This window comes from Pseudomonas sp. MWU13-2862 (assembly GCF_023242495.1).
GTDB classification, from domain to species: Bacteria; Pseudomonadota; Gammaproteobacteria; order Pseudomonadales; family Pseudomonadaceae; genus Aquipseudomonas; species Aquipseudomonas gingeri_D.
Map to the genome: position 1 here is coordinate 339,981 of NZ_JALMEZ010000003.1, position 23,370 is coordinate 363,350.

A 23,370-nucleotide genomic window follows, 5' to 3' on the forward strand; every position below is an offset into this window, starting at 1 on the left:
CTGCCTACCCAACCGTGAGCGTGCTATGGAACCCGGAAATGCCCAGCTGTCGATGACTGTTTTGATGACCCCGGACATGGCCAACTTTTCTGGCAATGTCCACGGCGGCACCTTGCTCAAGTACCTGGATGAAGTGGCCTACGCCTGCGCCAGCCGTTATGCCGGGCGTTATGTGGTGACCCTGTCGGTGGACCAGGTGATTTTCCGCGAGCCGATCCATGTCGGCGAACTGGTGACCTTCCTGGCCTCGGTCAACTACACCGGCAACACCTCCATGGAGGTGGGCATCAAGGTGGTGACGGAGAATATCCGCGAGCGTTCGGTGCGCCACACCAATAGCTGCTTCTTCACCATGGTCGCGGTCGACGACCAGCGCAAGCCGGCCGCCGTGCCGCCGTTGCAGCCGCAAAGCAGCGAGGACAAGCGTCGCTACGTGCAGGCGCAACAGCGTCGGCAGATTCGCCAGGAGCTGGAAAAGCGCTACCAGGAAATCAAGGCCGACGGTGAAGGCGACTGAAACCCTGAAGACAGGGCCTACAGGCTGATCGACTCCGCCTCGAACCGCACCCGCGGATGCACGATGCGGTCCTGGGCCCGCACCAGCTCAAGCTCGTAGCTGGCGCAGGCCTGGGTTTCCAGCAACACCTCATGCACCGCCGAGGCGGCGAACTCGAACGCCGCCACCAGGCTGTCGCCCAGCAGCACCCGCGCCAGGAAAAGCCCCGAGGTCAGGTCGCCGACGCCCACCGGCTGCTTCGGGAAGGCCAGCAAGGGCCGTCGCAGGTGCCAGCTGCCCTCGGCAGTGACCAGGAGCATCTCGAAACTGTCGGCCAGCTTGCCCGGATAGGCCAGGTGCTTGACCAGCACCGCCTTCGGTCCCCGCGCCAGCAGGCTGCGGGCCATGGCCAGGCAATCGAACAGGGAACTCGGCGTACGCCCGCAGAAGCTATCGAGCTCAAGCTGATTGGGGCAGAGGAAATCGGCCATGGCCGCCGCTTCTTCCAGCAGGAAATCACTGACCTCGGTCGGCACGCTGCAGCCTTTCTCCGGATGGCCCATCACCGGGTCGCAGAGATACAGGGCATTGGGGTTGATCGCCTTGATCCGCGCCACACCGGCGAGGATCGCCCGGCCCTGGGCCGCACTGCCAAGGTAGCCGGACAACACGGCATCGCAGTTACCCAGTTCACCGATGGCGGCGATCCCCTCGACCAGCTCGGAAATCCGCTGCGGCGCCAGCACTTCGCCCGCCCACTGCCCGTATTGGGTGTGGTTGGAGAACTGCACGGTGTTCAGCGGCCAGACATTGACCCCGACGCGCTGCATGGGGAAAACCGCCGCACTGTTGCCGGCATGGCCGAAAACCACGTGGGATTGAATGGCGAGCAAATGGGGAGTGCGTTTCATTCCGTATTCCAGAAAGGCCAATGGATTCAAGCCGCTGAGTATGCGACTAAACGGAGCCTGTACGACAGGCCGGGGAGCCAGTTAAGCTGAGCTGACTTTGTTGGAGTGGCGTTCATGCTGACCCTCGGAAATATGTTCGTGCTGATGTTGCTGGCGACCGGCGCTGCCTGGCTCTGGCACAACCATGGCCTGCGCGAGCGGGCGCTGGAGCGGGTCAAGCAGCACTGCGCCAAGCTCGACATCGAGCTGCTCGATGGCGCCGTCGCCCTCAAACGCATCGGTTTTGTCCGTGACGCCCATGGTCGGCGGCGTCTGGCGCGGATCTACAATTTCGAGTTCACCGTCACCGGTGAGCAGCGCCACGCCGGGACCATCACCCAGTTCGGCGCCCACAGCGCCCATATCGAGCTGGCACCCTACCCGTTCGAAGCCAAACCGGAAGTGCGCAGCGCCGAAGTGATCGAATTGAGCCAATGGCGCCAGGATCACGCCAAGGACCATAACAATTTGCGTCGTTGAACGGCCCGGCGGTGGTTTGCCAGTGAGTGCGATGCAAGATGCAATGCCGCTCGCCCTACAAACGACAATGCACCATTCCCGTCTTTAACGGCTCGATAGCCTGCTTTTCAGCGAAAATCAGCTCAATACGCGAATCCCGCCGCCACTCGCTGGGCTGCCACTGCACCGCCGAGTTATCCACAGCGTTGGCGAAAACCCAGCCGTCCGGGCTGTGGATAACCAGTTTGGCCCGCAACCAATCCAGCCCGGACAACCAGCGCTGGAGCTTTTCCGTATCGAAGCGCTGGCTCGGGTGCCAGCGCCAGCCGATACTCCAGTTGCCGTCCTGGGCATGATCCAGGCAGATCGGTTGGGCCGGGTCGGTCCAGATCGCCGCCAGTGGGGCGTTGACCGGTGCGCCTGCGGAGGGCGCGATACCAGCGTAGGTGTGAGCCTGCTCGCGATGACCGTTATCCAGGGCGAGCAACTCGGCCAACCCCAACACGCCCTGCTCCGTCCAGTGCACAGGTCCTTCAGGCAAGCGGGCCAGCACCCGCTGCCGTTCAACCGCGTCCAATCCTTCGGACTTGTTCAACACCCGTAACCCCGCCAGCCCCAGCGCTTCCTGCTGGGAGTCCGGCAACGGCTTGCCCGCCGCCAGGGCCCGGGCGTCCAGCACCAGCACACAAGGTTGCAACGCCAGGACGCCCAGCCAGGGCGCCTCGGCCAGTTGCCTGAGAATCTGCACCGGATGCCCCAACCCGGAGGGCTCGATCAACAACCGATCCGGTCGTGCCTTGCGCAACAGTCGGGTCAATCCAACCTGGAACGGCGCGCCGTTGACGCAGCAGACACAGCCGCCTGCCACTTCCCCCAGTGCGATACCATCGTCACCTTGGGTCAGCAGTGCGGCGTCCAGGCCGATCTGACCGAACTCGTTGATCAGCACCGCCCAACGCTCGCCTTCCGGCTTTTGCGCCAGCAGTTGCCGAATCAGGCTGGTCTTGCCCGCGCCCAGCGGGCCGGCGATGACATGGGTGGGAATGTTCTGCAACATATAGGGCCGATGATCTGAAAGAGATGAAAGAATGATGCGCCTGATCTGCCTGGCGTTGCTGTTCGGCTCGGGCCAGGTGCTGGCCCAGGCCTGCATGGTGCATAGCCATGGGCAGCGGCTGGACGTCAAAGTCTGCCAGGAAAACATCAATATCCCGGCCAAGCTGTTCAGCGACGGCTTCTGCCAGCCGAACCTGCCGGGGCAGAAGGTCGAGGTCGAGTACGTCGAACAGTGCCCGGGCGGTTCCTTCGGCGTGTGCGGCAACGCGCAAGTGGCCAATATGCCTTATCGGCAGAATATCCACTATTACGGCGTGGCGACGGATGCGGCGTATCTCAAGCCGTTTTGTGAGGGCCAAAGCCAGGGCCACTGGCAAACCCCATAACCACGACAGTCACAGATCCCAATGTGGGAGCGGAGCTTGCCCGCGAAGGGAGCGCCGCGTTTTTTCAGATACACCGCGTCATCGTTCTTCGCGGGCAAGCTCCGCTCCCACAAGGGTTTGGCGGTGTTTACCAGAATGAGTAACTTCTGAGAGTCCGGATCAGGCCAACCAATCCAAGGTCAGGATCAACCGCCTCCCACCCTCCGGCACCGGCGGCGAACGGTGCACCAGGCCAAAACCTTCATTCCCGTGCCAGCGCTCGCCCTTGAGCAACGCCACCGCGCCGCTGTCCACCTGCTGGATCAGCGCCGGCTCACCAGGCTCCGCCGCCGCATTGCCCAGCAGCCGACGATCGATCGCCCCTTCCGCCAGCCACTGGCTGCCCACCCCCGCATAGGTGGTGATCAAGCGCACCGGCACATGATCGACATGAAAACGCGGGCACATGGCCTTGTCCAGCACCCGCAAACGCAGACCGATCCGCCGCGCGCCGAGCAGGCAGGCATAAGCACTGACCAGCCAGGACACATCGCTCAAGAACCCCTCATAACCCTCCAGGTCACTAAACCCCGAGGCCAGGCCTTGCAGATTCGGCCGTGCCTCGTCATCCGGCATCTCCAGGCTCAGGGATTCGGCCAACGGCTCGTTCAACGACAACAACAGGGTCGCGAAATCGGCAATATGCCCCGGCAACCGGCGCTGCCAGACCGCCAGGTTGACCCCCTCGTCGAGAATCTCGCCCAGCACCGTCGGCGCTTCGCCCTGCACCTGCCGAATCGTCGGCAAGGCCTTCCAACGTGGCGCCAGCATCAGGCGGCCTCCTCTTCATGCCAGGCGCCGAACGGATCGGGCAGCACGCTCCAACCCTCGACCCCAAGGGCCATTTCCTCATCGTTCAACAGGCAGTTATCCAACCGCGCGGTCAGCTGCGCGAAGTCGATGTTCTGCCCGATAAACACCAGTTCCTGGCGGCAATCGCCGGTTTCCGGCGTCCAGTGCTGCATGATCGCCGTGACGCTTTCCTGATCCTGCGGCCACTGCGGTTTCGGCACGAAGCGCCACCAGCGCCCGGCAAAACCATGGCGCATCAGGCCACCGGCCTGGGACCAGCTGCCGGCCTCCTGGTACTTGCTGGCCAGCCAGAAAAAGCCCTTGGAGCGCAGCAGCTTGCCGTTCACCCAGGGCCGGTTGATAAAGTCGAAAAAGCGCTCGGGATGAAACGGCCGCCGTGCCCGGTACGCCGTGGAAGCAATGCCGTACTCCTCGGTTTCCGGCACATGCTCGCCGCGCAGTTCCTGCAACCAGCCCGGCGCCTGGGCCGCGCGCTCGAAGTCGAAACGGCCGGTGTTGAGGATCTTCGCCAGGGGGATCTCGCCCATCACCATGGGAATGATTTCCGCCTGGGCGTTCAGGCGCTGCAGAATCGCCATCAACTCCAGACGTTCGCTGCTGCTGATCAAGTCGATCTTGCTGATCAGGATCACGTCGGCAAACTCGATCTGCTCGATCAGCAGGTCGGTGATCGAGCGCTCGTCCTCTTCGCCCAGGGTCTCACCGCGGGAGGCGAGGCTTTCGGCAGCCTGGTAATCGAGCAGGAAATTCATGCCGTCGACCACCGTGACCATGGTGTCGAGCCGGGCGACATCCGCCAGGCTCTGGCCGCTTTCATCACGAAAGGTAAAGGTCTCGGCCACCGGCAGCGGCTCGGAGATGCCGGTGGATTCGATCAGCAGGTAATCGAAACGACCGTCGCGGGCCAGCTTGCCGACTTCCTCCAGCAGGTCTTCGCGCAAGGTGCAGCAGATGCAGCCGTTGCTCATCTCGACGAGCTTTTCCTCGGCGCGATTGAGGCTGACATCGCGCTGCACTTCGCTGCCGTCGATATTGATTTCGCTCATGTCGTTGACGATCACGGCCACCCGCAGGTTTTCGCGATTGCGCAGCACGTAGTTGAGCAGGGTACTTTTACCGGCACCGAGAAAGCCGGACAGCACGGTCACGGGTAGACGTTGGGTCATGGGGTTTTCCTCATCAGGTCGGCCGGGTCAAAGCGCCCGTTTATGGCGTTCGCGCAGCTCTTCACGTTCTTTGGCTTCAATGCACAGGGTCGCGGTGGGCCGCAGCAGCAGGCGCTTGAGGCCGATCGGTTCGCCGGTTTCGCGGCACCAGCCGTATTCGCCGCGGGCCAGGCGCTCAAGGGATTCATCGATCTTGTCCAGGAGCTTCTTCTCGCGCTCCAGCACCCGCAGTTGCCATTGCCGGGTTTCCTCGGCACTGCCGATATCCGCCGGGTCGCTGCTGGTCTCTTGCTCGCGCAACTGGTCGAACTCACCGCTGATGCGTTCCTGCAGCTCAAGGCGCTGGCCGCGCAGCAGCTCGCGGAAAAAACCCTGCTGGGCATCGTTCATGTAGTCCGCCTCGGGCTGGGCGAGCAGTTCGTGTTCGGTCATGGCAGGTCGGGTCCGGGATTTATTTAATGTTATATTATAACAATGCAAATAATCCAATCCCCCGCTTGATCGCCGCGACGAAGAGCGCAATGCTGGTATCGATCCCGTTGCCGAGAATGCCGATGCGTCCTGTCCTGAACTATCTGTTGCCGGTCCTGTTGTTGGTGGCGGCGAACGCCGAGGCCCAAGTGCCGGCCCCAACCCAGACGAACTGCACCCGCAGCGCCAACCTGCTGGCGTGCAAGGATGGGCTGGGCAACGCCTATGGCGTGGCGACCGAGGGCAAGACGATTTATTTGCAGGGCTTTGAAGTGATCGGCAAGCGCTACTGGGCGCAGACCAGCAGCCGCTATGGGCAGTTGACGTTCTTCACCGGGATAGCTTCGGACGGTGAAGCCTGGGTCGGTTACAGCCGGCGAGTGGGCTGGACCACCCAGAACCGTTTTTCCAGTTCAGGCGGGTTGAGCAAGAAGTTTGTCTGTGACCGGATGGTGGGGTGCTAGGCACCCCTGGGCCGCTCTACACCAACCCTTCCTGCACCTGCTGCTGTTGCCAGGCGATATAGCTGTCCGCCGGCGGGTTCTTCTCGAAGTAACGCTTCAAACCCTCGAACAACCCATCGGCAATCGCCTGCTGGTGCCGCGCCGTGACCAACCGCTGGCTGTCGCGGGCATTGGAGATAAAACCGGTCTCCACCAGGATCGACGGCACGTCCGGCGACTTCAGCACCGCGAACCCCGCCTGTTCCACACGCTTCTGGTGCAGGGTGGTGATGCCTTCCAGGCTGCCCAACACGCTGTGCCCCAGCTGCAGGCTGGAAGCGATGGTGGCGTTCATCGACATATCGAGAATCACCCCGGCCAGCATCGGGTCCTTGTCCTTGAGATTGAGCAGACTCTGCGCGCCCAACAGGTCGGCACCGTTTTCGCGCTGGGCCATAAACCGCGCCGTGGTCGACGTCGCCCCGCCTTCCGACAGGGCAAACACCGAAGCTCCCGAAGCCGTAATCCGCGGCGCGGCATCGGCATGCACCGAGATAAACATGTCGGCGTTGTTCTTGCGGGAGAACTCCACCCGCTTGCGCAGGGGCACAAAGAAGTCGTCGTTGCGCACCAGGCGCACATCGAAGCCCTTCTCACGCTTGAGACGCTTGGCCAACAGTCGGCCAATGGACAACACCACGTCTTTCTCGCGCTCGCCCTTGGAACCCACCGCCCCCGGATCCTTGCCGCCATGGCCAGGGTCGACCACCACCATGATGTCGCGCTTGCGATGGGTGTTGCCGCTCGCCTCTTCATGCCGCACAGGCGGCGGCGCGACGACCGCCGGTGCCGCCGCCAGGGCTGCCGCCGGCACCCCGGCGCTGCCATTGCTGGTCAGGTCGAGCACCAGGCGATGGCCCTGCGTACCCTCGGGCGGCAACAGGAAACTGTTGAGCTGAACCGGGTTGGCCAGGTCGAGGACGATCCGCGTATCGCCCTGGCCGAAATGCCCGGAGCGGATCGAACGGATCACCGTATTGCCCAGCGCCAGCTGTCGGAAATCGCCCGTCAGCTTGGCGCCGCTCAGGTCGATGATCAGCCGCTCGGGCGAGGTCAGGGAAAAAGTCTTGTATTGAATCGGACCACTGAGGTCCAACACCAGCCGCAGCTTGTTGCCGTCGCGCCACAGCCGCGCATTCTGGATCTGCGCCGCCGACACACCGAACGGCAAAACCACCGCACCGGCCAATAAAAAGTTGAGCAACTGACGTCTATGCATAACAGGTACCGCGGATAAGGGAGCGTCCGTACTCGTTGTCGCTGTGTAAAGCCCCAGCAAAAAAGGCATCGTCGACTGAATAGTTATAATATAACATGTCATTTTAACTCCGACGATGGACCTGCTCATGAATGCGTTGACGCTGCCGGATATCGCCGCGCAGTCATCCCGGCAAGCCTTGCCCCTCGAGTGGGTGGGCATGTGCGGCATTGCCCTGCCCGTCTCGATTGACGGCCACCGCCTCAGCGCCAAAGCCGATGCGGGTGTCAGCCTCGACGATGGCGAAGCGCGGGGCATTCATATGTCACGTCTGTACCTGGCCCTGGAACAACTGGAACAGGAAGACCTGACGCCCGCGCTGATACGAGAAGTATTGCAGCAATTTCTCGACAGCCACGACGGACTTTCCAGCAACGCCTATCTACGCATCCATAGCGATCTGCTGCTCAAACGCCCGGCGTTGGTCAGTCCGCTGGCCGGCTGGAAAACCTATCCAGTCAGTGTCTTGGCCGAACTGAAAAACGGAGTGTTCCACGTGGAACTAAAAATTGACGTGGCCTACTCCTCAACCTGCCCGTGCTCGGCCGCCCTCGCCCGGCAGTTGATCCAACAGCAATTCATCAACGACTTCGCCGACAAGCCCCTGGAGCACAGTGACGTCCTCAGCTGGCTCGGCGGACCGCAAGGCGTCGTCGCCACACCTCACAGTCAGCGCAGCATTGCACAATTGCATATTCATTTAGATGAAAAAACGTATCGGTTTCCCTTCGAGGCCCTGATCGACGACGCCGAGGCCGCCCTCGGCACTGCCGTGCAGACCGCGGTGAAACGCGCGGACGAACAAGCCTTCGCCCTCGCCAATGGCCAGAACCTGATGTTCTGCGAAGACGCGGCGCGCCGCCTCAACCTGGCGCTCAAGCGCTCGGACGCGGTCAACGGCTTCCACTTGCGGGTGGTTCACGCCGAAAGCCTGCATGCCCATGACGCCGTGGCTGAGAGCCGCTGGAATTGGAGGCAGGCATGATCCGTTGCCAAGGCCTGCGCTGGGGCGCCCCGGGCCAGCCCCTCACTCCTGCCGTGGATTTCGAACTCGCCGCCGGCAGCCTGACCGCTGTGATCGGTGCCAACGGCACCGGAAAAAGCAGTCTGTTGAAAGTCATCGCCGGGCTGCAAAAACCGCTGTCCGGCAAAGTGCATCTGGATGTTCCACGGCGCGGCAGCCTGTCGTTCCTGCCGCAGCAACAGCATCTGGACCGGCAATTCCCCATCAGCCTGCAAGAGCTGGTGGCCGCCGGGTTCTGGGGCATCAAGCAAACCCCGCAACAGCGCAGCGAACGCCTGCAAGCCGTGCTCGAAGACTGGCACCTCGGCGGCCTGGAACATCGCCCGCTGATGGCCTTGTCCGGCGGTGAATTGCAGCGCGCCCTGCTAGCCCGCATGAGCCTGGCCTCGGCGCCGGTCCTGTTGCTCGACGAACCCCACGCCGCCCTCGACGAAGATGGCCAGGCGCTGCTGTGGAAACATATCCACGCCTGGCACGCCGAAGGTCGCACCCTGGTGGTGGTCTGCCATGACCTCGCCGCCGTGCGCCAGCACATCCCCAACGCCTTGCAGATCAAGAGCAGCGGTTGCGTCCTGGCGCCCAGCACCGAGCTGATCCGCCAACAACCCATTACGCAGGTAGCCTGATGTTGATGTTCGCCAGCCACCTGTTGCAACCGTTCCAGGATTTCGTGTTCATGCGCCGAGCGTTGATCGGTGGGCTGGTCCTGGCCTGCAGTACCGCGCCACTTGGGGTGTTCCTGATTTTGCGGCGCATGAGCCTGATCGGTGACGCGGTCGCCCACGGCATTCTGCCGGGCGCCGCCATCGGCTTCTGGATCGCCGGCCTGAGCCTGCCGGCCCTGACCCTCGGCGGCCTTGGCGCCGGCATGGGCATGGCCGGGCTCTCGGCCTGGATCACCCGCCGCACTGGCCTGCGCGAAGACGCCAGCCTGGCGGCGATCTACCCGATCTCCCTGGCCAGCGGCGTGCTGATCCTCGGCATCGCCGGCAAACGCCTGGACCTGCTGCACCTGCTGTTCGGCTCGGCCCTGGCAGTCGACGGTCCGACCCTGACCGGCATGCTCTGGGTCTGCAGCATCAGCCTGATAGTGATGGCGCTGATCTATCGCCCGCTGCTGCTGGACACCCTCGACCCGCTGTTCCTGCAAACCGTCAGCCGACTCGGCCCCCTCGCCCACGGGGTGTTCCTGACCCTGGTGGTGCTGAACCTGGTGATCGGTTTCCAGGCCATCGGCGCGCTGATGGTGGTCGGCCTGATGATGTTGCCGGCGATCGCCTCGCGCTTCTGGAGCCGCAACCTGCCGGTGCTGATGCTGATTGCGGCAGTGATCGGCTGTGTCTCGGTCACCCTCGGTTTGCTGCTGTCGTTCTACTACTCGCTGCCCAGCGGCCCGGCCATTGTGCTGGTGGCAGGCGGCTTTTATCTGCTGTCCGTGGTCTTCGGTCCGGTGCACGGTTTGCTGCGCCGCCCGCCCTTGCTTACATCCCAATGAGGTGTCACCCGATGCGCGCTCTACTCGTCCTGTTCAGCTCCGTGCTGGCCCTGTCGCTGAACCTGTCCACCGCCCAGGCCGCAGACAAACTCCCGGTGGTCGCCAGCTTCAGTATCCTGCGAGATATCACCCAGCAGATCGGCGGCGACCATATCGCGGTCATCGGCATGGTCGGCCCGGACGCCGATGCCCACACCTACGAACCGACGCCGGATGACGCCAAGGCCCTGCTCAACGCCAAGCTGATCGTCAAGAACGGCCTGGGCTTCGAGCCGTGGCTCGACCGCCTGGTGACCAGCACCGAGACCAAGGCACCGGTGGTCACCGCCAGCAAGGGCGTGATCTCCCACACCATGGTCGACGACGGCGAAACCATTCCCGACCCGCACGCCTGGCACAACCTGGCCAACGCCGAAATCTATGTGAACAACATCACCAAGGCACTGATCAAGGTCGACCCGGCGAACAAGGACGACTACACCCGCAACAGCCAGGCCTACCTGAAAGTGATCCACAGCCTGTTGGCCGAAGCCAAGGTCAAGCTCGGCAACCTGCCGGCCGGCAACCGTCGCATCGTCACCTCCCATGACGCCTTCGGTTACCTGGGCCAGGCCTACGGCATCCAGTTCATGGCGCCACAGGGCCTGTCCACCGAACGTGAGCCGTCCGCCGCCGAAGTTGCTGCGCTGATCACCCAGATCCGCAAGGACAAGGTCAAGGCCGTGTTCATGGAAAACATCAAGGACGCCCGCCTGCTGCAGCAGATTGCCGACGAAAGCGGCGCGCAGATCGGCGGCACCCTGTATTCCGACGCCCTCGCCGCCGAAGGTCCGGCCAGCACCTTTACCGGCCTGTTCGAATACAACATGAACACCCTGCACGCGGCACTGAGCAAATGACCGCGCGGCCGCCCTTGTCGATGCTCGATCTGGAGAGCGCCGCCCTGGGTAGCCGCTGGCCTCTCGCGGCGGTGCTCGATGCACTGCCGTGGAACGAGGACGGACTGATCGCCGCCATCACCCAGCAACACGACAGCGGCGAAGTGCTGATGCTGGCCTGGATGAACCGCCGGGCCCTCGGCGAAACCCTCGAGAGCCGCCAGGTCTGCTACTGGTCGCGCTCACGCCAGTGCCTGTGGCGCAAGGGCGAAACCTCCGGGCACCGCCAGCACCTGATCGAGGCACGCCTGGATTGCGATGGCGACGCGGTGCTGCTGCGGGTCGACCAGCAAGGCCCGGCCTGCCACACCGGGCGTCCCAATTGTTTCTACAACGCGATTCGTGACGGCGAGGTGCACGTCATCAGCGCCCCTCAGGAGAACGCTTCATGATCCGCAAGAATCCTTCCGGCCACCTGCCCGTGATCGCCGAGTCCGCTTACGTGGACAAGACGGCAATCATCTGCGGCAAGGTGGTGATCGGTGAAAACGTCTTTGTCGGCCCCTACGCGGTGATCCGCGCCGACGAAGTCAACGCCCAAGGCGAGATGGACCCCATCGTCATCGGCGCCAATTCGAATATCCAGGACGGCGTGGTGATCCACTCCAAATCCGGCGCGGCGGTGACCATCGGCGAGTTCACCTCCATCGCCCACCGCTCCATCGTCCATGGTCCCTGCACCGTCGGCGACCGGGTGTTTATCGGCTTCAACAGCGTACTGTTCAACTGCGTGGTGGGTGACGGCAGCGTGGTCCGGCACAACTCTGTGGTGGATGGTCGCGACCTGCCGCCGGACTTCTACGTGCCCTCCACCACCCGCATCGGCCCGGGCACCGACCTGTCGCAATTCCCGCCGGTAAGCGTCAGCGCCTCGGAGTTTTCCGAAGACGTGGCACGGACCAACGTTGATCTGGTGCGCGGCTACAAGGCCCTGCAAAACGAGTTCTGAACATGAGCAGCCTGCTGATCCGCAACGCCCGCGTGGTGAACGAGGGGCGTGAATTCGACGCCGATATCCGGGTCATCAATGGCCGGATCGAGACCCTCGCCACCCAGATCCACAACGCCAGCGCCGACCTGGAAATCGACGCCGCGGGCCAATGGCTGCTCCCAGGGATGATCGACGACCAGGTGCATTTCCGCGATCCCGGCGCGCCGGCCAAGGGCACTCTCTACAGCGAGTCGCGGGCAGCGGTGGTCGGCGGTATCACCAGCTATATGGACATGCCCAACACCCAGCCGGCGACCCTGACCCTCGAAGCCCTGGCCGACAAGCAACGCAAGGCCGCACAGCACTCGGTGGCCAACTACGGCTTTCACTTCGGGGTCAGCAACGACAACCTCGACACCATCGCCGCCCTCGATCCGACCGGCGTGGCCGGGGTCAAGGTGTTCATGGGCGCGTCCACCGGCAATATGCTGGTGGACGATCCGCGAGTACTGGAGAGACTGTTCGCCGAAGTGCCGACGATCCTCCTCGCCCACTGCGAACACACGCCGACCATCAAGGCCCGTGAGGAAAACCTGCGGGAGCTGTTCGGCGGTGCCATTCCCGCCGACGCGCACCCGTTGATCCGCAATGCCGAGGCCTGCTATCGCTCATCGTCAATGGCGGTGGACCTGGCCCGACGCCATGGCACGCGCCTGCATGTCCTGCACCTGACCACCGAGCGCGAACTTTCGCTGTTCGAGAACAAGCCGCTGAGTGAAAAACACATCAGCGCCGAGGTCTGCCTGCATCACTTGCTGTTCGACGAACGCGACTATCCGCGCCTGGGCAACCTGATCAAATGCAATCCGGCCATCAAGCACCAGTCGGATCGCGATGCCCTGCGCGAAGCCTTGCTGAGCAACCGCCTGGATGTGATCGGCAGCGATCACGCGCCGCACACCTGGGAAGAAAAACAACGGCCCTACAGCGAGGCACCGTCCGGCTTGCCGCTGGTCCAGCATGCGCTGCCGGCCCTGATGGAGCTGGTGGCCGCGCGGGTCCTGCCGTTGACCACCCTGGTGGAAAAGACCAGCCATCGGGTCGCCGACCTGTTCGCCATTCCCGACCGCGGCTACCTGCGCGAAGGCTACTGGGCCGACCTGGTGCTGATAAACCGTGAACCGCTGTCGCGGCCGGTGAGCGCCGAGCCGCTCCTCTCGCAATGTGGCTGGACGCCCTTCGTCGAGCGGCGCTTTCGCCATTGGGTCAGCACCACGGTGGTGTCCGGCCAGGTGGCCTGGCATGCCGGGAAAATCCACGACACCTGCCAGGGCCAGCCCCTGCGCTTTCTCCGTTAATCCGTTCCAGCGCCCGACCGACCAAGGACAGCACCGATGATCCGCATTACCCTCCCCGACGGCTCGCAACGCGAGTACGACCAACCGCTGACGGTGTTCGAAGTGGCCGCCAGCATCGGCAGCGGCCTGGCCAAGGCGGCTGTGGCCGGTCGGGTCGACGGCGTCCTCGTGGACTGCGGCACCTTGATCGAACAGGACGCGGCCGTGAGCATCGTCACCCCACGGGACACCGAGGGCCTGGAGATTCTGCGCCACTCCTGCGCGCACCTGCTGGCCATGGCGGTGAAACAGTTGTACCCCTCGGCCCAGGTCACCATCGGGCCAGTGATCGAAGACGGCTTCTTCTACGATTTCGCCTATGAGCGCGCCTTCACGCCCAAGGACCTGGAACTGATCGAAGCGCGCATGCAGGCCCTGGCCGCAACCAATCATTCGGTGCGCCGCCGTGAGTTACCGCGCGATGAAGCCATCGCCAGCTTCGAAGAACGCGGCGAACACTACAAGGCCGAGTTGATTCGCGCGATCCCGGAAGGTGAAGTGCTGTCGCTGTATCGCCAGGACGATTTCGAAGACCTGTGTCGCGGTCCCCATGTACCGTCGACCGGGCTGTTGCAAGCCTTCAAGCTGACCAAGGTGGCGGGCGCCTATTGGCGCGGCGATGCCAACAACGCACCGCTGCAACGGATCTACGGCACCTGCTGGGCCAATGCCAAGGACCTCAAGGCCTACCTCACCCGTCTCGAAGAAGCCGGCAAGCGCGATCACCGCAAGCTCGGCGCGCAACTGGACCTGTTCCATTTCGATGACTGCGCGCCGGGCTCGGTGTTCTGGCACGCCAAGGGCTGGACCCTGTTCCAGCAACTGATCGGCTATATGCGCAAGCGCCAGGAACAGGCCGGCTATATCGAGGTGAATACCCCGGATGTAATGGATCGCGGACTGTGGGAAACCTCCGGGCATTGGCAGAACTACCGCGACCATATGTTCACCACCACCACCGAAGACGAGCGGGTGTTCGCCCTCAAGCCGATGAACTGCCCCGGCGCGGTGTCGATCTTCGGCCACGGGCTCAAGAGCTATCGCGACCTGCCGCTGCGCATCGCCGAGTTCGGCAAGGTCCATCGCTACGAGCCGTCCGGGGCCTTGCACGGCCTGTTGCGGGTACGCCATTTCACCCAGGACGATGCACATATCTTCTGCACCCCGGCGCAGATGCAGGCCGAATGCGAGACGGCGATTGCCCTGGTGTTCGATATCTACAGCGAGTTCGGCTTCGACGATATCGTGGTGAAGCTCTCCACGCGCCCGGCCAACCGGATCGGCAGCGACGACACCTGGGACCAATTGGAAGGCGCGCTGATCGGTGCCCTCGGGCAGATGGGCATCGAATACCGGATCAATCCCGGCGAAGGAGCGTTCTATGGGCCGAAGCTGGAGTTCGTGCTGCGTGATGCCATCGGTCGCGACTGGCAGTGCGGCACCTTGCAGGTCGATCTCAACCTGCCGGAACGCTTCGACATTGGCTATATCAGCGAAAGTGGCGAGCGCCAACGGCCGGTGATGCTGCACCGGGCGCTGTTCGGTTCACTGGAGCGATTTATCGGCATTCTGATCGAGCATTACAGCGGCGCGCTGCCGGTCTGGCTGGCGCCGTTGCAGGCGGTGGTGCTGAACATCAGCGAGGGCCAGGCCGAATATGCCCGGGATGTCGCCGAGGGTTTGAAGATCCGCGGCCTGAGGGCCAGCGCGGACCTGCGCAACGAGAAGGTCGGCTACAAGATCCGCGAGCACAGCCTGCAGAAAGTGCCGTACCTGCTGGTGGTGGGCGAGAAGGAAAAGGCCGCGGGCCAAATCAGCCTGCGCAGTCGGCAGGGTGAAGACCTGGGGGTCATGAGTCTGGAGGCGGCGTTTCAGCGGCTGACCTCATGAACACACCGCCTTGCTGTAGCAACTGTGTGGTGTCGTACACAAAATAAGCGAACGACAGAAGACTGTAGGAGCAGGGCTTGCCCGCGAAGCTTTTGGCGGTCTTGAGGACGCCTTCGCGGGCAAGCCCTGCTCCTACAGGTTCCGCTGAGTACCCACTAAACGAGCCCTGCCCCCTTATCAGGTACGCGGTTTCACCAGCCCGCAATCCTGCCCCATCCACACCGCCCGGGTTTCCATGCTGCCGTTCTGCTGGATGCCGGTGGCATTGAAAGTCCCGCTGACCTTGGTGCTGAACTCGCGGTCACTGACAAAATGCGCCACGCCGCTACCCTGGGCCTTCGGACAACTGAAACGGAATTTCCAATCCGGGCCGTTGCGCTCGGTGACCTGCTGCTGGCAACCCGATTGCGGATCGGTCAGCGGAATCGACTCGGACGCCACCTGTTGCGGGGTCAGGCACACCCGCACGCCCTCGCCGCCCAGGTTGACCCCCTGCTTCTCCAGCGCCGCGCGCTGCTCCGGGGTGGTGTTCTGTTTCAGCATACCCATCAGCATGCCGACATCCAGCTGTTGGTTCTCGACCTGCACATTGCTGGAGGTCAGCTCCCACAAGCCCGGTTGCAGCACCTGCGCCTGGGCAACGGGAATCATTGAGCCAAGGACAAGGGCCAGGCCCGGCAGACGAAGGTTCATCAAGTAGCTCCTAGAGAATGGGGTCCATCTTGGACGTCAGAATCATGCGAGGGTTGCGTCAAGAATTAAATAGCGACAATAACCCCGGAACATGGTCTGTTAGAGATTGAAGACGCCTGAGCAGGAGCGCCCATGGATTTTTTTGGCCCACACCTTTTCGCCTACCTGATTGCCCTGATCCATTCCCTTGGCCTGATCGCCGCCATCCATGCCGTATTGACCGTGCGCACCGCCCAGGGCGCGATTGCCTGGGCCCTGTCGCTGATGTTCATCCCGTACCTGACGCTGATTCCCTACCTGGTCTTCGGCCGCAGCAGCTTCGACGCCTACATCAAGGCCCGGCGCCAGGCCAACGTGGAAATGCGCAAGGCCATCGCCGATCTGAACTGGCGCCCCTGGGTCGAAGAGGCCCTGGCCGCGCGCAGTTCCCAGGCCTATGCCTCGCTGCGGGCGATGCCGAAACTGGGGCGCATGCCATGCCTGGCGAACAACCAGGTGCAACTGCTGATCAACGGCGACGCGACCTTCGAGGCGATTTTCCAGGCCATCGACCAGGCCCACGAAGCAGTGCTGGTGCAATTTTTCATTATCCATGACGACCAGCTAGGCCGACGGTTGCAGAAAAAGCTCCTGGAAAAGGCCGCCGAAGGGGTGGCGGTCTACGTGCTCTACGACCGTATCGGCAGCCATGCCCTGCCCCACACCTACATCGAGGCCCTGCGCGAGGGCGGTGTGCAGATCCGCGCGTTCGCCACCCGCAGCGGTTGGTTGAACCGTTTCCAGGTGAATTTCCGCAATCATCGCAAGGTGGTGGTGGTCGACGGGCTGGTCGGTTTTGTTGGCGGGCATAACGTCGGCGACGAGTACATGGGGGCCAAACCACCGCTGTCGCCCTGGCGCGACACCCATGTGCAGGTGAGCGGACCGGTGGTTGCCTGCTTGCAGGAGTCATTCGCCGAAGACTGGTTCTGGGCCTCGCGCAAACTCCCGCCGCTGATCCTGCCGGAGTCCTACCCGGACGGCGGTGTGCTCTGCCAGTTGCTCGCCAGCGGCCCGGCCGACCCGGTGGAGACCTGTTCGCTGTTCTTCGTCGAAGCCATTCATGCGGCCCGGGAACGGGTCTGGATCACCAGCCCCTACTTCATCCCCGACGAAGCGGTGTTCGCCGCCTTGCGCCTGGCGGTGCTGCGCGGCGTGGATGTGCGCCTGCTGCTGCCGTCACGCCCGGACCACCGCATCGTCTACGCCGCCTCCAGCCTCTACGCTTTCGAAGCCGTGCGCGCTGGCGTGCGGGTGTTCCGCTACCGCCCCGGTTTCCTGCATCAGAAGGTGGTGCTGGTGGACAACGAAATCAGCGCCATCGGCAGTGCGAACCTGGACAACCGCTCGTTCCGGCTGAATTTCGAAGTGATGTTACTGACCGTGGACGAAGCCTTCGCCCGGAAAGTGGAACAGATGCTCGAGCAGGACTTTGCCCTGGCCCATGAAGTGGCCAAGGACGAAAGCCGCAAAACCCATCGCCTGCAACAGCTCGGCATGCGGGTCGCACGCTTGATCTCGCCGATCCTCTAGAGAGAACCTCGGCGCAGGCGCCGCCTAAGGCCGCGCCCGCGCGGGGGTCAGCGATAAAGATCGTCGCGGGTCCAGGGCAGGTTGTGGCTGCCGTCGGAGAAGGCTTTCACCGCCAGGATCTGGTGCAGGTTGATCCAGCCCTTTTCAAAGGCGTAAGCGCAACCGGCCAGGTACAGCCGCCAGATCCGCAGGGCTTGCTCCGGCACCTCGCGCCCCGCCGCCTCCAGATTGTTTTCCAGGCGCTGGCTCCACTGCTCCAGGGTCCGCGCGTAGTGCAGGCGCAGGCTCTCCACGTCGACCACTTCCAGACCGGCCTCGCTGATTTCAGCAGAGATCATCGACAGATGTGGCAACTCGCCATTGGGGAACACATAACGATCGATAAAGTCGCCGGCACCGCGTCCCACCGGGCGTCCGTCGGTGTGCTTGGCGGTAATGCCATGGTTCATCACCAGGCCGCCTTCGCGCACGGCGCCGAACAGGACCTCGCAATACTGCTTGAGGTTGGCGTGGCCGACATGTTCGAACATACCGACGCTGACCACCTTGTCGAAACGACCGTCCTGGGGCAGGTCACGGTAATCGAGCAGTTGCAGGTCGACCTTGTCCTGCAGACCTTCGGCGGCCACCCGCTCCCTCGCCAATGCCAACTGTTCCTTGCTCAGGGTGATCCCGAACACCTTGACCCCGAACTCCCGCGCCGCATAACGCGCCAGCCCGCCCCAACCGCAGCCGACATCCAGCAGGTACTCGCCCGGTTGCAGGCGCAGCTTGCGGCACAGGTGGCGGAACTTGGCTTGCTGGGCTTCTTCGAGGGTCGCGTCGGCGCTTTCGAAATAAGCGCAGGAATAGACCATCTCGCGGTCCAGCCAGAGCTGGTAGAAGGCGTTGGAGAGGTCGTAGTGGTAGGAGATGGAAGCGGCGTCGGTGGCCTTGTCGTGGGCCAGGCGCGGTGGCGGGTTGTCCCCTTCATCCTCCAGCAGCGCCTGGCTCAACTCGTCGCAGACCCGCACGACTTCGCTGATCGGTCCTTCGAGTTCCAGCTTGCCTTCAACGAAGGCACTGCCCAGCAAATCCAGCGTGGGATGGGTGAATTGCGCGACCAGTTGTGGGTCCTTCACAACGATGGTGACACTGGGCGTCGGCCCGAGATTGATTTCGTGGCCGTCCCAGAGTCTCAGGCGAAGCGGTAGCTGAAGATTCTGTAAGGCCGGTGGAAGTTGCGCGAGCATGAGTTATCCCCCTTGTTTCAGACGTCTGAATTAAGGGTAGCGCATTCACGGGATCTGTCAGCCTATCGAGATAATAGACTCGAACTATGGGTTTTGCCCGACACCGTTTCACGGGAAGAATGGCAGCGTCAAAGCCTGTGTCGTTGAGCAACCAGGCCGTCGCTCACCCATTGCTTGAGCCAGCTGACCGCCTGCAAAGGCGCCCCCTCTCCCAGGCTGGCCGCCAGCTCGGCGCACAATTCGGCGAAACTCCAACCGGCATTCACCATGCCGTCCAAGGCCTGAACTTCCGCCGGTTCCAGGCTGCGATAGTGGCAGACCAGGTCGGCACGCCAGACCAGGCAGACCTGGGGTTGTTCCAGTTCGAGGCTGTCGGGAAACTCCGTTTCGGCCTTCACCGCCCGCCACATCGCCAGGCTGTTGAACCGGCCACTGAGCCATTGCACGCTGGGCAACAACTCCAGTTGCAACGACGGCCAGGCCTCGGCCGGCAGGCCGGCCATGGCCGCGAGGGTCAGGGGCTCGCCCGGCACAGCATCGAAGGCCAGGGTAAAGGCCCACTCCAGGCGAATCAGTTCCGCCAGGGGCGCGCTCTGCTCCGGCACCAGATGACGCAGGACAAACGCCTCGAAGCCGGCACCGAGCCAGCGCAGGCTGTAATGGGACGATGGGCATTCGCGCAAATAGGCCGCGGTCAGCGCATCGAACTCCTCGTCACCCAGCCAGTTCCACACCGTGGGAAAGTCGCTGCGCAGGGTTTCCTGCAAACGGGCGCGGTAGGCGTTGTGGTAAATCGCCAGGCCGGTTTCGACATCCAGGCTCGGCCCGCCGATCAGGCTGGCGCCCAAGGCGTCACTGGCCACGGCGTTTTCCCCGAGCAGGTAACGTTCAAAAGCCAGCTGCCAGTCATTCAGGCGCATAACGACCTCCGGGCCAGGGCGGTAGCGCCCAACTCACGGGCCTTGTCCAGCTCGTCCACCAGTTCACCCAGTGGCGGGAAATGATCGTCGCGCTCCAGCAGGGTCGCCACCGGGCCCAGGTGTTCGAGGGTCCGCTGATAGAGCTCCCAGACCGGATCGCAGACCGGGTGATCATGGGTATCGATCACGTAGTCGCCATAGTCCTCATGCCCGGCCAGGTGCAATTGGCGGATCTTGCCTGCCGGCAGGCTGTGGATAAAAGTCCAGGGATCGAAACCGTGATTGCGCCCGCTGACATAGACATTGTTCACGTCCAGCAACAGCTCGCAGTCGCTCAGGCGACTGAGGGCTTCGAGAAACTCCCACTCGGAAAATTCATCGGAAGCAGCTCGCACATAACTGGAGACATTCTCCAGCACCAGCGGCTGCTGCAGCACGTCCTGCACCTGACGGACCCGGGCCGCGACGTAGTACAGGCTTTCTTCGGTGTAGGGCAGCGGCAGCAGGTCATGCAACTGATGGGCGTTGCCGCGGCTCCAGCACAGATGGTCGGAAATCCACGCGGGATTGACCCGCCCGGCCAGCTGCTTGAGTTGTTTGAGGTAGTTCATATCCAGCTCATGGGGCCCGCCGATGGACAGCGACACGCCATGCATCACCAGCGGATAGCGCTCGGCGATGGCATCCAGGTAGTACAGCGCCTTGCCGCCCTGGACCAGGTAATTCTCGGAAACGATCTCGAACCAGTCCACCGCGGGCAACTGCTCGAGGATTTCCTGGTGATAGTGACTGCGCAACCCCAGGCCATAACCCAGGCAGGGACGGGAAACGGACATACTGGACTCCTCGCTGAAGTGTCCGCAGCGGCATCAGGGCCGACCGCTGCGGGAGCACTCGGGCGTCGTTTATTCGCCGATTTTGCCACCGGCTTTTTCACAGGCCGACTTGGTCATGGCCTTGAAGCCCTGGCCTTTGCAGGAACCCATGCCTTTGCAAGCGTGATCCTTGGTCTTGCAGTCGTTCTGGCCTTTGCAGGCGTTGACACCATAGCAGTGAACCTGGGCATCGGCGGCCGACGCCTGGGTGACGACACCGGCGAACATCGTGGCGGCAGCGAGAGCGAGAGCGGCACCAGCAGCGGCGGTTTTGATCGACATGGTTTTTATCCTCGAAAATGCGTTAGGGGTATCGGTCCGAACGGAATGTTCAGTCTCGACATGGCAGTAGAGAGCGGTCGCCGCCAGCCGTTACAGCCCCTTGCAAATTTTTTTGAAAATAATCCTCGACGCCCTCATCGACCGGCCGCTCCTGCCAGGGATGACCTGCATAAGTATTGCGTTACTACATAACAGAAATTCCCTAACAAGTAATAATTAAAGTATTACCCGAACAGTGTAACCCGTATATCAATTAACCTAACAACACGGAAAACACTGACATTAATTTATCTGCAATCCCACTGTTCGAAACAACCAGAAAAATTACCGCCGGTTAACCGGCTACTCGTGTAACAAAATTCAACATCTGCGTGACTTGATTGGTATCCTGGCAATGACTAACATCCTTCTGACTTTAAATAGCCCTATCGGTTCATTAAAAAATTTCGTAACTTTCCGTATTGAAAAGCGTTCGCCAAGGGTTCCGCTCCACGCCTAACCCCTTGAATAGAAGGCCCGATACCCAAAACCCTTATTGCCCCTCGTACGCTCACCAACGCCACGAGGCCAGATAACTTATAACTATATGCCTCACCCTTAAAACACTTGACACCCTTTGTGCGCGCTGCCGACTAATAACATGCCCAACACTCGGCGCGCACACTTGAGCGACGGAGCCGCCATGAGCCACACCTTGAGTGAATACCATTATTTTCAACGCCCGCTGGGGATGACCCCGAGTGCGGAGACTTCCAGTTGCCTGACCATCAATCAACCCGGTTCGCCCCTGGGCCTGAGCAACCTGCTGGACTTGATCAGCCATGAGATCAGCCGCGAAGACAATCAACAGATTCACCGGCTCACCTTCAAAAGCGGTCAGACACTCTGCATAAAGGCCGACTCGCAACTGACCACCGTCCGTGGCCGGAGGATCAATTTTCACGCCGAGTCGACGTACCCCTACACCACCTTTCTGGAAGATCCGGCTCGAACCAGCGGCAGCAAGCCCTCCAGGTAATGCCTTGACCAATGTTGCGTACAAGGACAATATTATGATCATAATATTTTATGACACCTGCCTTTGTCCTTCTTCCTCAACGCGGTGTCTCCCAGGAGAACAGTCATGAGCAGCTACGACGTCATCATCATCGGAGGCGGGCCCGGGGGCTACAACGCCGCCATTCGCGCCGGCCAGCTGGGTTTGAAGGTCGCCTGCGTGGAGGGCCGCGCGACCCTCGGCGGAACCTGCCTGAACGTCGGCTGCATGCCGTCCAAGGCCCTGCTCCACGCGTCCGAGCTCTATGAGGCGGCCGTGGGCAGCGAGTTCGCCAACCTCGGGATCGAGGTCACGCCCAGCCTCAACCTCGCGCAGATGATGAAACAGAAAGATCAGAGCGTGGCCGGGCTGACCCAGGGTATCGAATACCTGTTTCGCAAGAACAAGGTCGAGTGGATCAAGGGCTGGGGGCGGATCGCCGGCCCTGGCAAGGTGCTGGTCAGTGCCGCCGACGGCAGTGAAACCACCTTACAGGCCAAGGATATCGTGATCGCCACCGGCTCCGAGCCGATGCCGCTGCCGGGTGTCGAAATCGACAACCAACACATCCTCGACTCCACCGGCGCGCTGTCGTTGCCGGAGGTGCCCAAACATCTGGTGGTGATCGGCGCCGGGGTTATCGGCCTGGAACTGGGCTCGGTGTGGCGGCGGCTCGGTAGCCAGGTCACGGTGGTGGAATACCTGGACCGGATCTGCCCCGGCGTCGACCTGGAAGCCGGCAAGACCTTGCAGCGCTCGTTGAGCAAACAAGGCATCAACTTCCTGCTCGGCGCCAAGGTCACCAGCGCCACCCGCTCCGCGACCGGCGTACAGTTGCGCGTGGAACCGGCGGCCGGTGGCGAAGCGCAGTTGATCGAGGCCGATTACGTGCTGGTGGCCATCGGCCGTCGCCCCTTCACCCAAGGGCTTGGGCTGGAAAACGTGGGGCTGTCCACCGACAAGCGCGGCATGCTGACCAACCAGGGCCACCGCACCGAAGCCGCGGGCGTCTGGGTGATTGGCGACGTCACCAGTGGCCCGATGCTCGCCCACAAGGCCGAAGACGAGGCCATGGCCTGCATCGAGCAGATCGTCGGCAAGGCCGGCGAGGTCAATTACGCGCTGATCCCCAGTGTGATCTACACCCGGCCGGAACTGGCCAGTGTCGGCAAGACCGAAGAACAGCTCAAGGCCGAGGGCCGCGCCTACAAGGTCGGGAAATTCCCCTTCAGCGCCAATAGCCGGGCCAAGATCAACCACGAGACCGAGGGTTTCGCCAAGGTCCTGGCCGACGAGCACACCGATGAGATCCTTGGCGTGCATCTGGTGGGCCCGAGTGTCAGCGAGATGATCGGCGAATACTGCGTGGCCATGGAGTTTTCCGCCTCGGCCGAAGATATCGCCCTTACCTGCCATCCGCACCCGACCCGCTCGGAAGCCCTGCGCCAGGCGGCGATGAACGTCGAAGGCCTGGCCACGCAGATCTGA

Annotated in this window: 26 protein-coding genes; 15 read left to right on the forward strand and 11 right to left on the reverse strand. The window is 62.6% G+C overall.

Features of this window, described 5'->3' with window-relative positions:
- Nucleotides 1-25 precede the first annotated feature (25 nt).
- Nucleotides 26-517 (forward strand): acyl-CoA thioesterase, encoded by a 492-nt coding sequence (locus M5C56_RS07350; protein WP_100939860.1) that lies wholly within the window; start codon nt 26-28, stop codon nt 515-517.
- A gap of 17 nt (nt 518-534) precedes the next feature.
- Here M5C56_RS07350 and pdxY read toward each other — a convergent pair whose 3' ends face one another.
- The gene (gene pdxY, locus M5C56_RS07355; protein ID WP_103497128.1) at nt 535-1,407 is read right to left on the reverse strand and encodes a pyridoxal kinase PdxY; all 873 of its coding nucleotides are present in this window, start codon (nt 1,405-1,407) and stop codon (nt 535-537) included.
- Between the two features lie 114 nt (nt 1,408-1,521).
- Between pdxY and M5C56_RS07360 the strand changes: the two genes are divergently transcribed.
- Complete coding sequence (locus M5C56_RS07360) at nt 1,522-1,926, forward strand: DUF3301 domain-containing protein (protein WP_100939862.1); 405 nt, start codon at nt 1,522-1,524, stop codon at nt 1,924-1,926.
- A gap of 55 nt (nt 1,927-1,981) precedes the next feature.
- On the opposite strand, the gene M5C56_RS07365 is transcribed toward M5C56_RS07360, so the two are convergent.
- On the reverse strand, nt 1,982-2,962 hold the full coding sequence (locus tag M5C56_RS07365) for a CobW-like GTP-binding protein (protein ID WP_103497129.1): 981 nt from the start codon (nt 2,960-2,962) through the stop codon (nt 1,982-1,984).
- A gap of 34 nt (nt 2,963-2,996) precedes the next feature.
- On the opposite strand from M5C56_RS07365, the gene M5C56_RS07370 reads away from it, so the two are divergent.
- Nucleotides 2,997-3,347 (forward strand): NADH:ubiquinone oxidoreductase, encoded by a 351-nt coding sequence (locus M5C56_RS07370; RefSeq protein WP_247263091.1) that lies wholly within the window; start codon nt 2,997-2,999, stop codon nt 3,345-3,347.
- Nucleotides 3,348-3,506: 159 nt separating this feature from the next.
- On the opposite strand, the gene M5C56_RS07375 is transcribed toward M5C56_RS07370, so the two are convergent.
- The 3 genes from M5C56_RS07375 to dksA are packed head-to-tail and all read right to left on the reverse strand — an operon-like array spanning nt 3,507 to nt 5,797.
- Nucleotides 3,507-4,157: a DUF1826 domain-containing protein gene (locus M5C56_RS07375; protein ID WP_103497132.1), complete on the reverse strand. Its 651-nt coding sequence runs from the start codon at nt 4,155-4,157 to the stop codon at nt 3,507-3,509.
- Nucleotides 4,157-5,365, reverse strand: coding sequence for a zinc metallochaperone GTPase ZigA (zigA, locus tag M5C56_RS07380; RefSeq protein ID WP_103497133.1), 1,209 nt, complete (start codon nt 5,363-5,365; stop codon nt 4,157-4,159). Before zigA ends, M5C56_RS07375 begins: the two co-directional genes overlap by 1 nt.
- Nucleotides 5,366-5,392: 27 nt before the next feature.
- Nucleotides 5,393-5,797 carry an RNA polymerase-binding protein DksA gene (gene dksA, locus M5C56_RS07385; protein WP_100939867.1) on the reverse strand — a complete coding sequence of 135 codons (405 nt, stop codon included), beginning with the start codon at nt 5,795-5,797 and terminating at the stop codon, nt 5,393-5,395.
- A 122-nt stretch (nt 5,798-5,919) separates the two neighbouring features.
- Between dksA and M5C56_RS07390 the strand changes: the two genes are divergently transcribed.
- On the forward strand, nt 5,920-6,300 hold the full coding sequence (locus tag M5C56_RS07390) for a glutamine synthetase (protein ID WP_103497203.1): 381 nt from the start codon (nt 5,920-5,922) through the stop codon (nt 6,298-6,300).
- Between the two features lie 16 nt (nt 6,301-6,316).
- Here M5C56_RS07390 and M5C56_RS07395 read toward each other — a convergent pair whose 3' ends face one another.
- Nucleotides 6,317-7,558, reverse strand: a complete 1,242-nt coding sequence (locus tag M5C56_RS07395; RefSeq protein ID WP_103497134.1) for an N-acetylmuramoyl-L-alanine amidase — start codon at nt 7,556-7,558, stop codon at nt 6,317-6,319.
- 127 nt (nt 7,559-7,685) lie between these two features.
- Between M5C56_RS07395 and folE2 the strand changes: the two genes are divergently transcribed.
- Genes folE2 through thrS form a run of 8 tightly spaced genes read left to right on the forward strand, consistent with a single transcriptional unit; the run spans nt 7,686 to nt 15,272 of the window.
- The gene (gene folE2 / locus M5C56_RS07400) at nt 7,686-8,582 is read left to right on the forward strand and encodes a GTP cyclohydrolase FolE2 (protein ID WP_103497135.1); all 897 of its coding nucleotides are present in this window, start codon (nt 7,686-7,688) and stop codon (nt 8,580-8,582) included.
- A complete protein-coding gene (locus M5C56_RS07405) occupies nt 8,579-9,247 on the forward strand; it encodes an ATP-binding cassette domain-containing protein (protein ID WP_100939870.1) in 669 nt (222 codons plus the stop codon). The genes folE2 and M5C56_RS07405 overlap by 4 nt, the downstream gene beginning before the upstream one ends.
- 2 nt (nt 9,248-9,249) lie before the next feature.
- Nucleotides 9,250-10,116: a metal ABC transporter permease gene (locus tag M5C56_RS07410; protein WP_103497204.1), complete on the forward strand. Its 867-nt coding sequence runs from the start codon at nt 9,250-9,252 to the stop codon at nt 10,114-10,116.
- A gap of 11 nt (nt 10,117-10,127) precedes the next feature.
- Nucleotides 10,128-11,015: a metal ABC transporter substrate-binding protein gene (locus M5C56_RS07415; RefSeq protein WP_103497136.1), complete on the forward strand. Its 888-nt coding sequence runs from the start codon at nt 10,128-10,130 to the stop codon at nt 11,013-11,015.
- Nucleotides 11,012-11,446 carry a phosphoribosyl-AMP cyclohydrolase gene (hisI, locus tag M5C56_RS07420; RefSeq protein ID WP_103497137.1) on the forward strand — a complete coding sequence of 145 codons (435 nt, stop codon included), beginning with the start codon at nt 11,012-11,014 and terminating at the stop codon, nt 11,444-11,446. The genes M5C56_RS07415 and hisI overlap by 4 nt, the downstream gene beginning before the upstream one ends.
- The gene (locus tag M5C56_RS07425) at nt 11,443-12,003 is read left to right on the forward strand and encodes a carbonate dehydratase (protein ID WP_103497138.1); all 561 of its coding nucleotides are present in this window, start codon (nt 11,443-11,445) and stop codon (nt 12,001-12,003) included. Before hisI ends, M5C56_RS07425 begins: the two co-directional genes overlap by 4 nt.
- Nucleotides 12,004-12,005: 2 nt before the next feature.
- Nucleotides 12,006-13,343 (forward strand): dihydroorotase, encoded by a 1,338-nt coding sequence (locus M5C56_RS07430; protein ID WP_103497139.1) that lies wholly within the window; start codon nt 12,006-12,008, stop codon nt 13,341-13,343.
- Between the two features lie 36 nt (nt 13,344-13,379).
- The gene (gene thrS / locus M5C56_RS07435) at nt 13,380-15,272 is read left to right on the forward strand and encodes a threonine--tRNA ligase (RefSeq protein ID WP_103497140.1); all 1,893 of its coding nucleotides are present in this window, start codon (nt 13,380-13,382) and stop codon (nt 15,270-15,272) included.
- 177 nt (nt 15,273-15,449) lie between these two features.
- On the opposite strand, the gene M5C56_RS07440 is transcribed toward thrS, so the two are convergent.
- Nucleotides 15,450-15,965, reverse strand: coding sequence for a DUF3617 domain-containing protein (locus M5C56_RS07440; RefSeq protein ID WP_103497142.1), 516 nt, complete (start codon nt 15,963-15,965; stop codon nt 15,450-15,452).
- 132 nt (nt 15,966-16,097) lie between these two features.
- Between M5C56_RS07440 and cls the strand changes: the two genes are divergently transcribed.
- Nucleotides 16,098-17,537: a cardiolipin synthase gene (gene cls, locus M5C56_RS07445; RefSeq protein ID WP_103497143.1), complete on the forward strand. Its 1,440-nt coding sequence runs from the start codon at nt 16,098-16,100 to the stop codon at nt 17,535-17,537.
- Between the two features lie 47 nt (nt 17,538-17,584).
- On the opposite strand, the gene cfaB is transcribed toward cls, so the two are convergent.
- From cfaB to M5C56_RS07465, 4 genes are all read right to left on the reverse strand, one after another.
- Nucleotides 17,585-18,769 (reverse strand): C17 cyclopropane fatty acid synthase CfaB, encoded by a 1,185-nt coding sequence (gene cfaB / locus M5C56_RS07450; protein WP_103497144.1) that lies wholly within the window; start codon nt 18,767-18,769, stop codon nt 17,585-17,587.
- Nucleotides 18,770-18,897: 128 nt separating this feature from the next.
- On the reverse strand, nt 18,898-19,689 hold the full coding sequence (locus M5C56_RS07455) for a DNA-binding domain-containing protein (protein WP_103497145.1): 792 nt from the start codon (nt 19,687-19,689) through the stop codon (nt 18,898-18,900).
- Complete coding sequence (locus tag M5C56_RS07460; protein ID WP_103497146.1) at nt 19,680-20,525, reverse strand: DUF692 domain-containing protein; 846 nt, start codon at nt 20,523-20,525, stop codon at nt 19,680-19,682. Before M5C56_RS07460 ends, M5C56_RS07455 begins: the two co-directional genes overlap by 10 nt.
- A gap of 69 nt (nt 20,526-20,594) precedes the next feature.
- Nucleotides 20,595-20,846, reverse strand: a complete 252-nt coding sequence (locus M5C56_RS07465) for a hypothetical protein (RefSeq protein ID WP_103497147.1) — start codon at nt 20,844-20,846, stop codon at nt 20,595-20,597.
- Nucleotides 20,847-21,528: 682 nt separating this feature from the next.
- Between M5C56_RS07465 and M5C56_RS07470 the strand changes: the two genes are divergently transcribed.
- Both M5C56_RS07470 and lpdA read left to right on the forward strand, forming a co-directional pair.
- Complete coding sequence (locus M5C56_RS07470) at nt 21,529-21,864, forward strand: hypothetical protein (protein WP_103497148.1); 336 nt, start codon at nt 21,529-21,531, stop codon at nt 21,862-21,864.
- 105 nt (nt 21,865-21,969) lie between these two features.
- Nucleotides 21,970-23,370, forward strand: coding sequence for a dihydrolipoyl dehydrogenase (gene lpdA / locus M5C56_RS07475; protein ID WP_103497149.1), 1,401 nt, complete (start codon nt 21,970-21,972; stop codon nt 23,368-23,370).

Excerpts from the sequence above, each read along its gene's own strand:
- M5C56_RS07350 (WP_100939860.1), top strand. The coding sequence starts at position 26 with ATGGAACCCGGAAATGCCCAGCTGTCGATGACTGTTTTGATGACCCCG.
- pdxY (WP_103497128.1), bottom strand. The coding sequence starts at position 1,407 with ATGAAACGCACTCCCCATTTGCTCGCCATTCAATCCCACGTGGTTTTC.
- M5C56_RS07360 (WP_100939862.1), top strand. The coding sequence starts at position 1,522 with ATGCTGACCCTCGGAAATATGTTCGTGCTGATGTTGCTGGCGACCGGC.
- M5C56_RS07365 (WP_103497129.1), bottom strand. The coding sequence starts at position 2,962 with ATGTTGCAGAACATTCCCACCCATGTCATCGCCGGCCCGCTGGGCGCG.
- M5C56_RS07370 (WP_247263091.1), top strand. The coding sequence starts at position 2,997 with ATGCGCCTGATCTGCCTGGCGTTGCTGTTCGGCTCGGGCCAGGTGCTG.
- M5C56_RS07375 (WP_103497132.1), bottom strand. The coding sequence starts at position 4,157 with ATGCTGGCGCCACGTTGGAAGGCCTTGCCGACGATTCGGCAGGTGCAG.
- zigA (WP_103497133.1), bottom strand. The coding sequence starts at position 5,365 with ATGACCCAACGTCTACCCGTGACCGTGCTGTCCGGCTTTCTCGGTGCC.
- dksA (WP_100939867.1), bottom strand. The coding sequence starts at position 5,797 with ATGACCGAACACGAACTGCTCGCCCAGCCCGAGGCGGACTACATGAAC.
- M5C56_RS07390 (WP_103497203.1), top strand. The coding sequence starts at position 5,920 with ATGCGTCCTGTCCTGAACTATCTGTTGCCGGTCCTGTTGTTGGTGGCG.
- M5C56_RS07395 (WP_103497134.1), bottom strand. The coding sequence starts at position 7,558 with ATGCATAGACGTCAGTTGCTCAACTTTTTATTGGCCGGTGCGGTGGTT.
- folE2 (WP_103497135.1), top strand. The coding sequence starts at position 7,686 with ATGAATGCGTTGACGCTGCCGGATATCGCCGCGCAGTCATCCCGGCAA.
- M5C56_RS07405 (WP_100939870.1), top strand. The coding sequence starts at position 8,579 with ATGATCCGTTGCCAAGGCCTGCGCTGGGGCGCCCCGGGCCAGCCCCTC.
- M5C56_RS07415 (WP_103497136.1), top strand. The coding sequence starts at position 10,128 with ATGCGCGCTCTACTCGTCCTGTTCAGCTCCGTGCTGGCCCTGTCGCTG.
- hisI (WP_103497137.1), top strand. The coding sequence starts at position 11,012 with ATGACCGCGCGGCCGCCCTTGTCGATGCTCGATCTGGAGAGCGCCGCC.
- M5C56_RS07425 (WP_103497138.1), top strand. The coding sequence starts at position 11,443 with ATGATCCGCAAGAATCCTTCCGGCCACCTGCCCGTGATCGCCGAGTCC.
- M5C56_RS07430 (WP_103497139.1), top strand. The coding sequence starts at position 12,006 with ATGAGCAGCCTGCTGATCCGCAACGCCCGCGTGGTGAACGAGGGGCGT.
- thrS (WP_103497140.1), top strand. The coding sequence starts at position 13,380 with ATGATCCGCATTACCCTCCCCGACGGCTCGCAACGCGAGTACGACCAA.
- M5C56_RS07440 (WP_103497142.1), bottom strand. The coding sequence starts at position 15,965 with ATGAACCTTCGTCTGCCGGGCCTGGCCCTTGTCCTTGGCTCAATGATT.
- cls (WP_103497143.1), top strand. The coding sequence starts at position 16,098 with ATGGATTTTTTTGGCCCACACCTTTTCGCCTACCTGATTGCCCTGATC.
- cfaB (WP_103497144.1), bottom strand. The coding sequence starts at position 18,769 with ATGCTCGCGCAACTTCCACCGGCCTTACAGAATCTTCAGCTACCGCTT.
- M5C56_RS07455 (WP_103497145.1), bottom strand. The coding sequence starts at position 19,689 with ATGCGCCTGAATGACTGGCAGCTGGCTTTTGAACGTTACCTGCTCGGG.
- M5C56_RS07460 (WP_103497146.1), bottom strand. The coding sequence starts at position 20,525 with ATGTCCGTTTCCCGTCCCTGCCTGGGTTATGGCCTGGGGTTGCGCAGT.
- M5C56_RS07465 (WP_103497147.1), bottom strand. The coding sequence starts at position 20,846 with ATGTCGATCAAAACCGCCGCTGCTGGTGCCGCTCTCGCTCTCGCTGCC.
- M5C56_RS07470 (WP_103497148.1), top strand. The coding sequence starts at position 21,529 with ATGAGCCACACCTTGAGTGAATACCATTATTTTCAACGCCCGCTGGGG.
- lpdA (WP_103497149.1), top strand. The coding sequence starts at position 21,970 with ATGAGCAGCTACGACGTCATCATCATCGGAGGCGGGCCCGGGGGCTAC.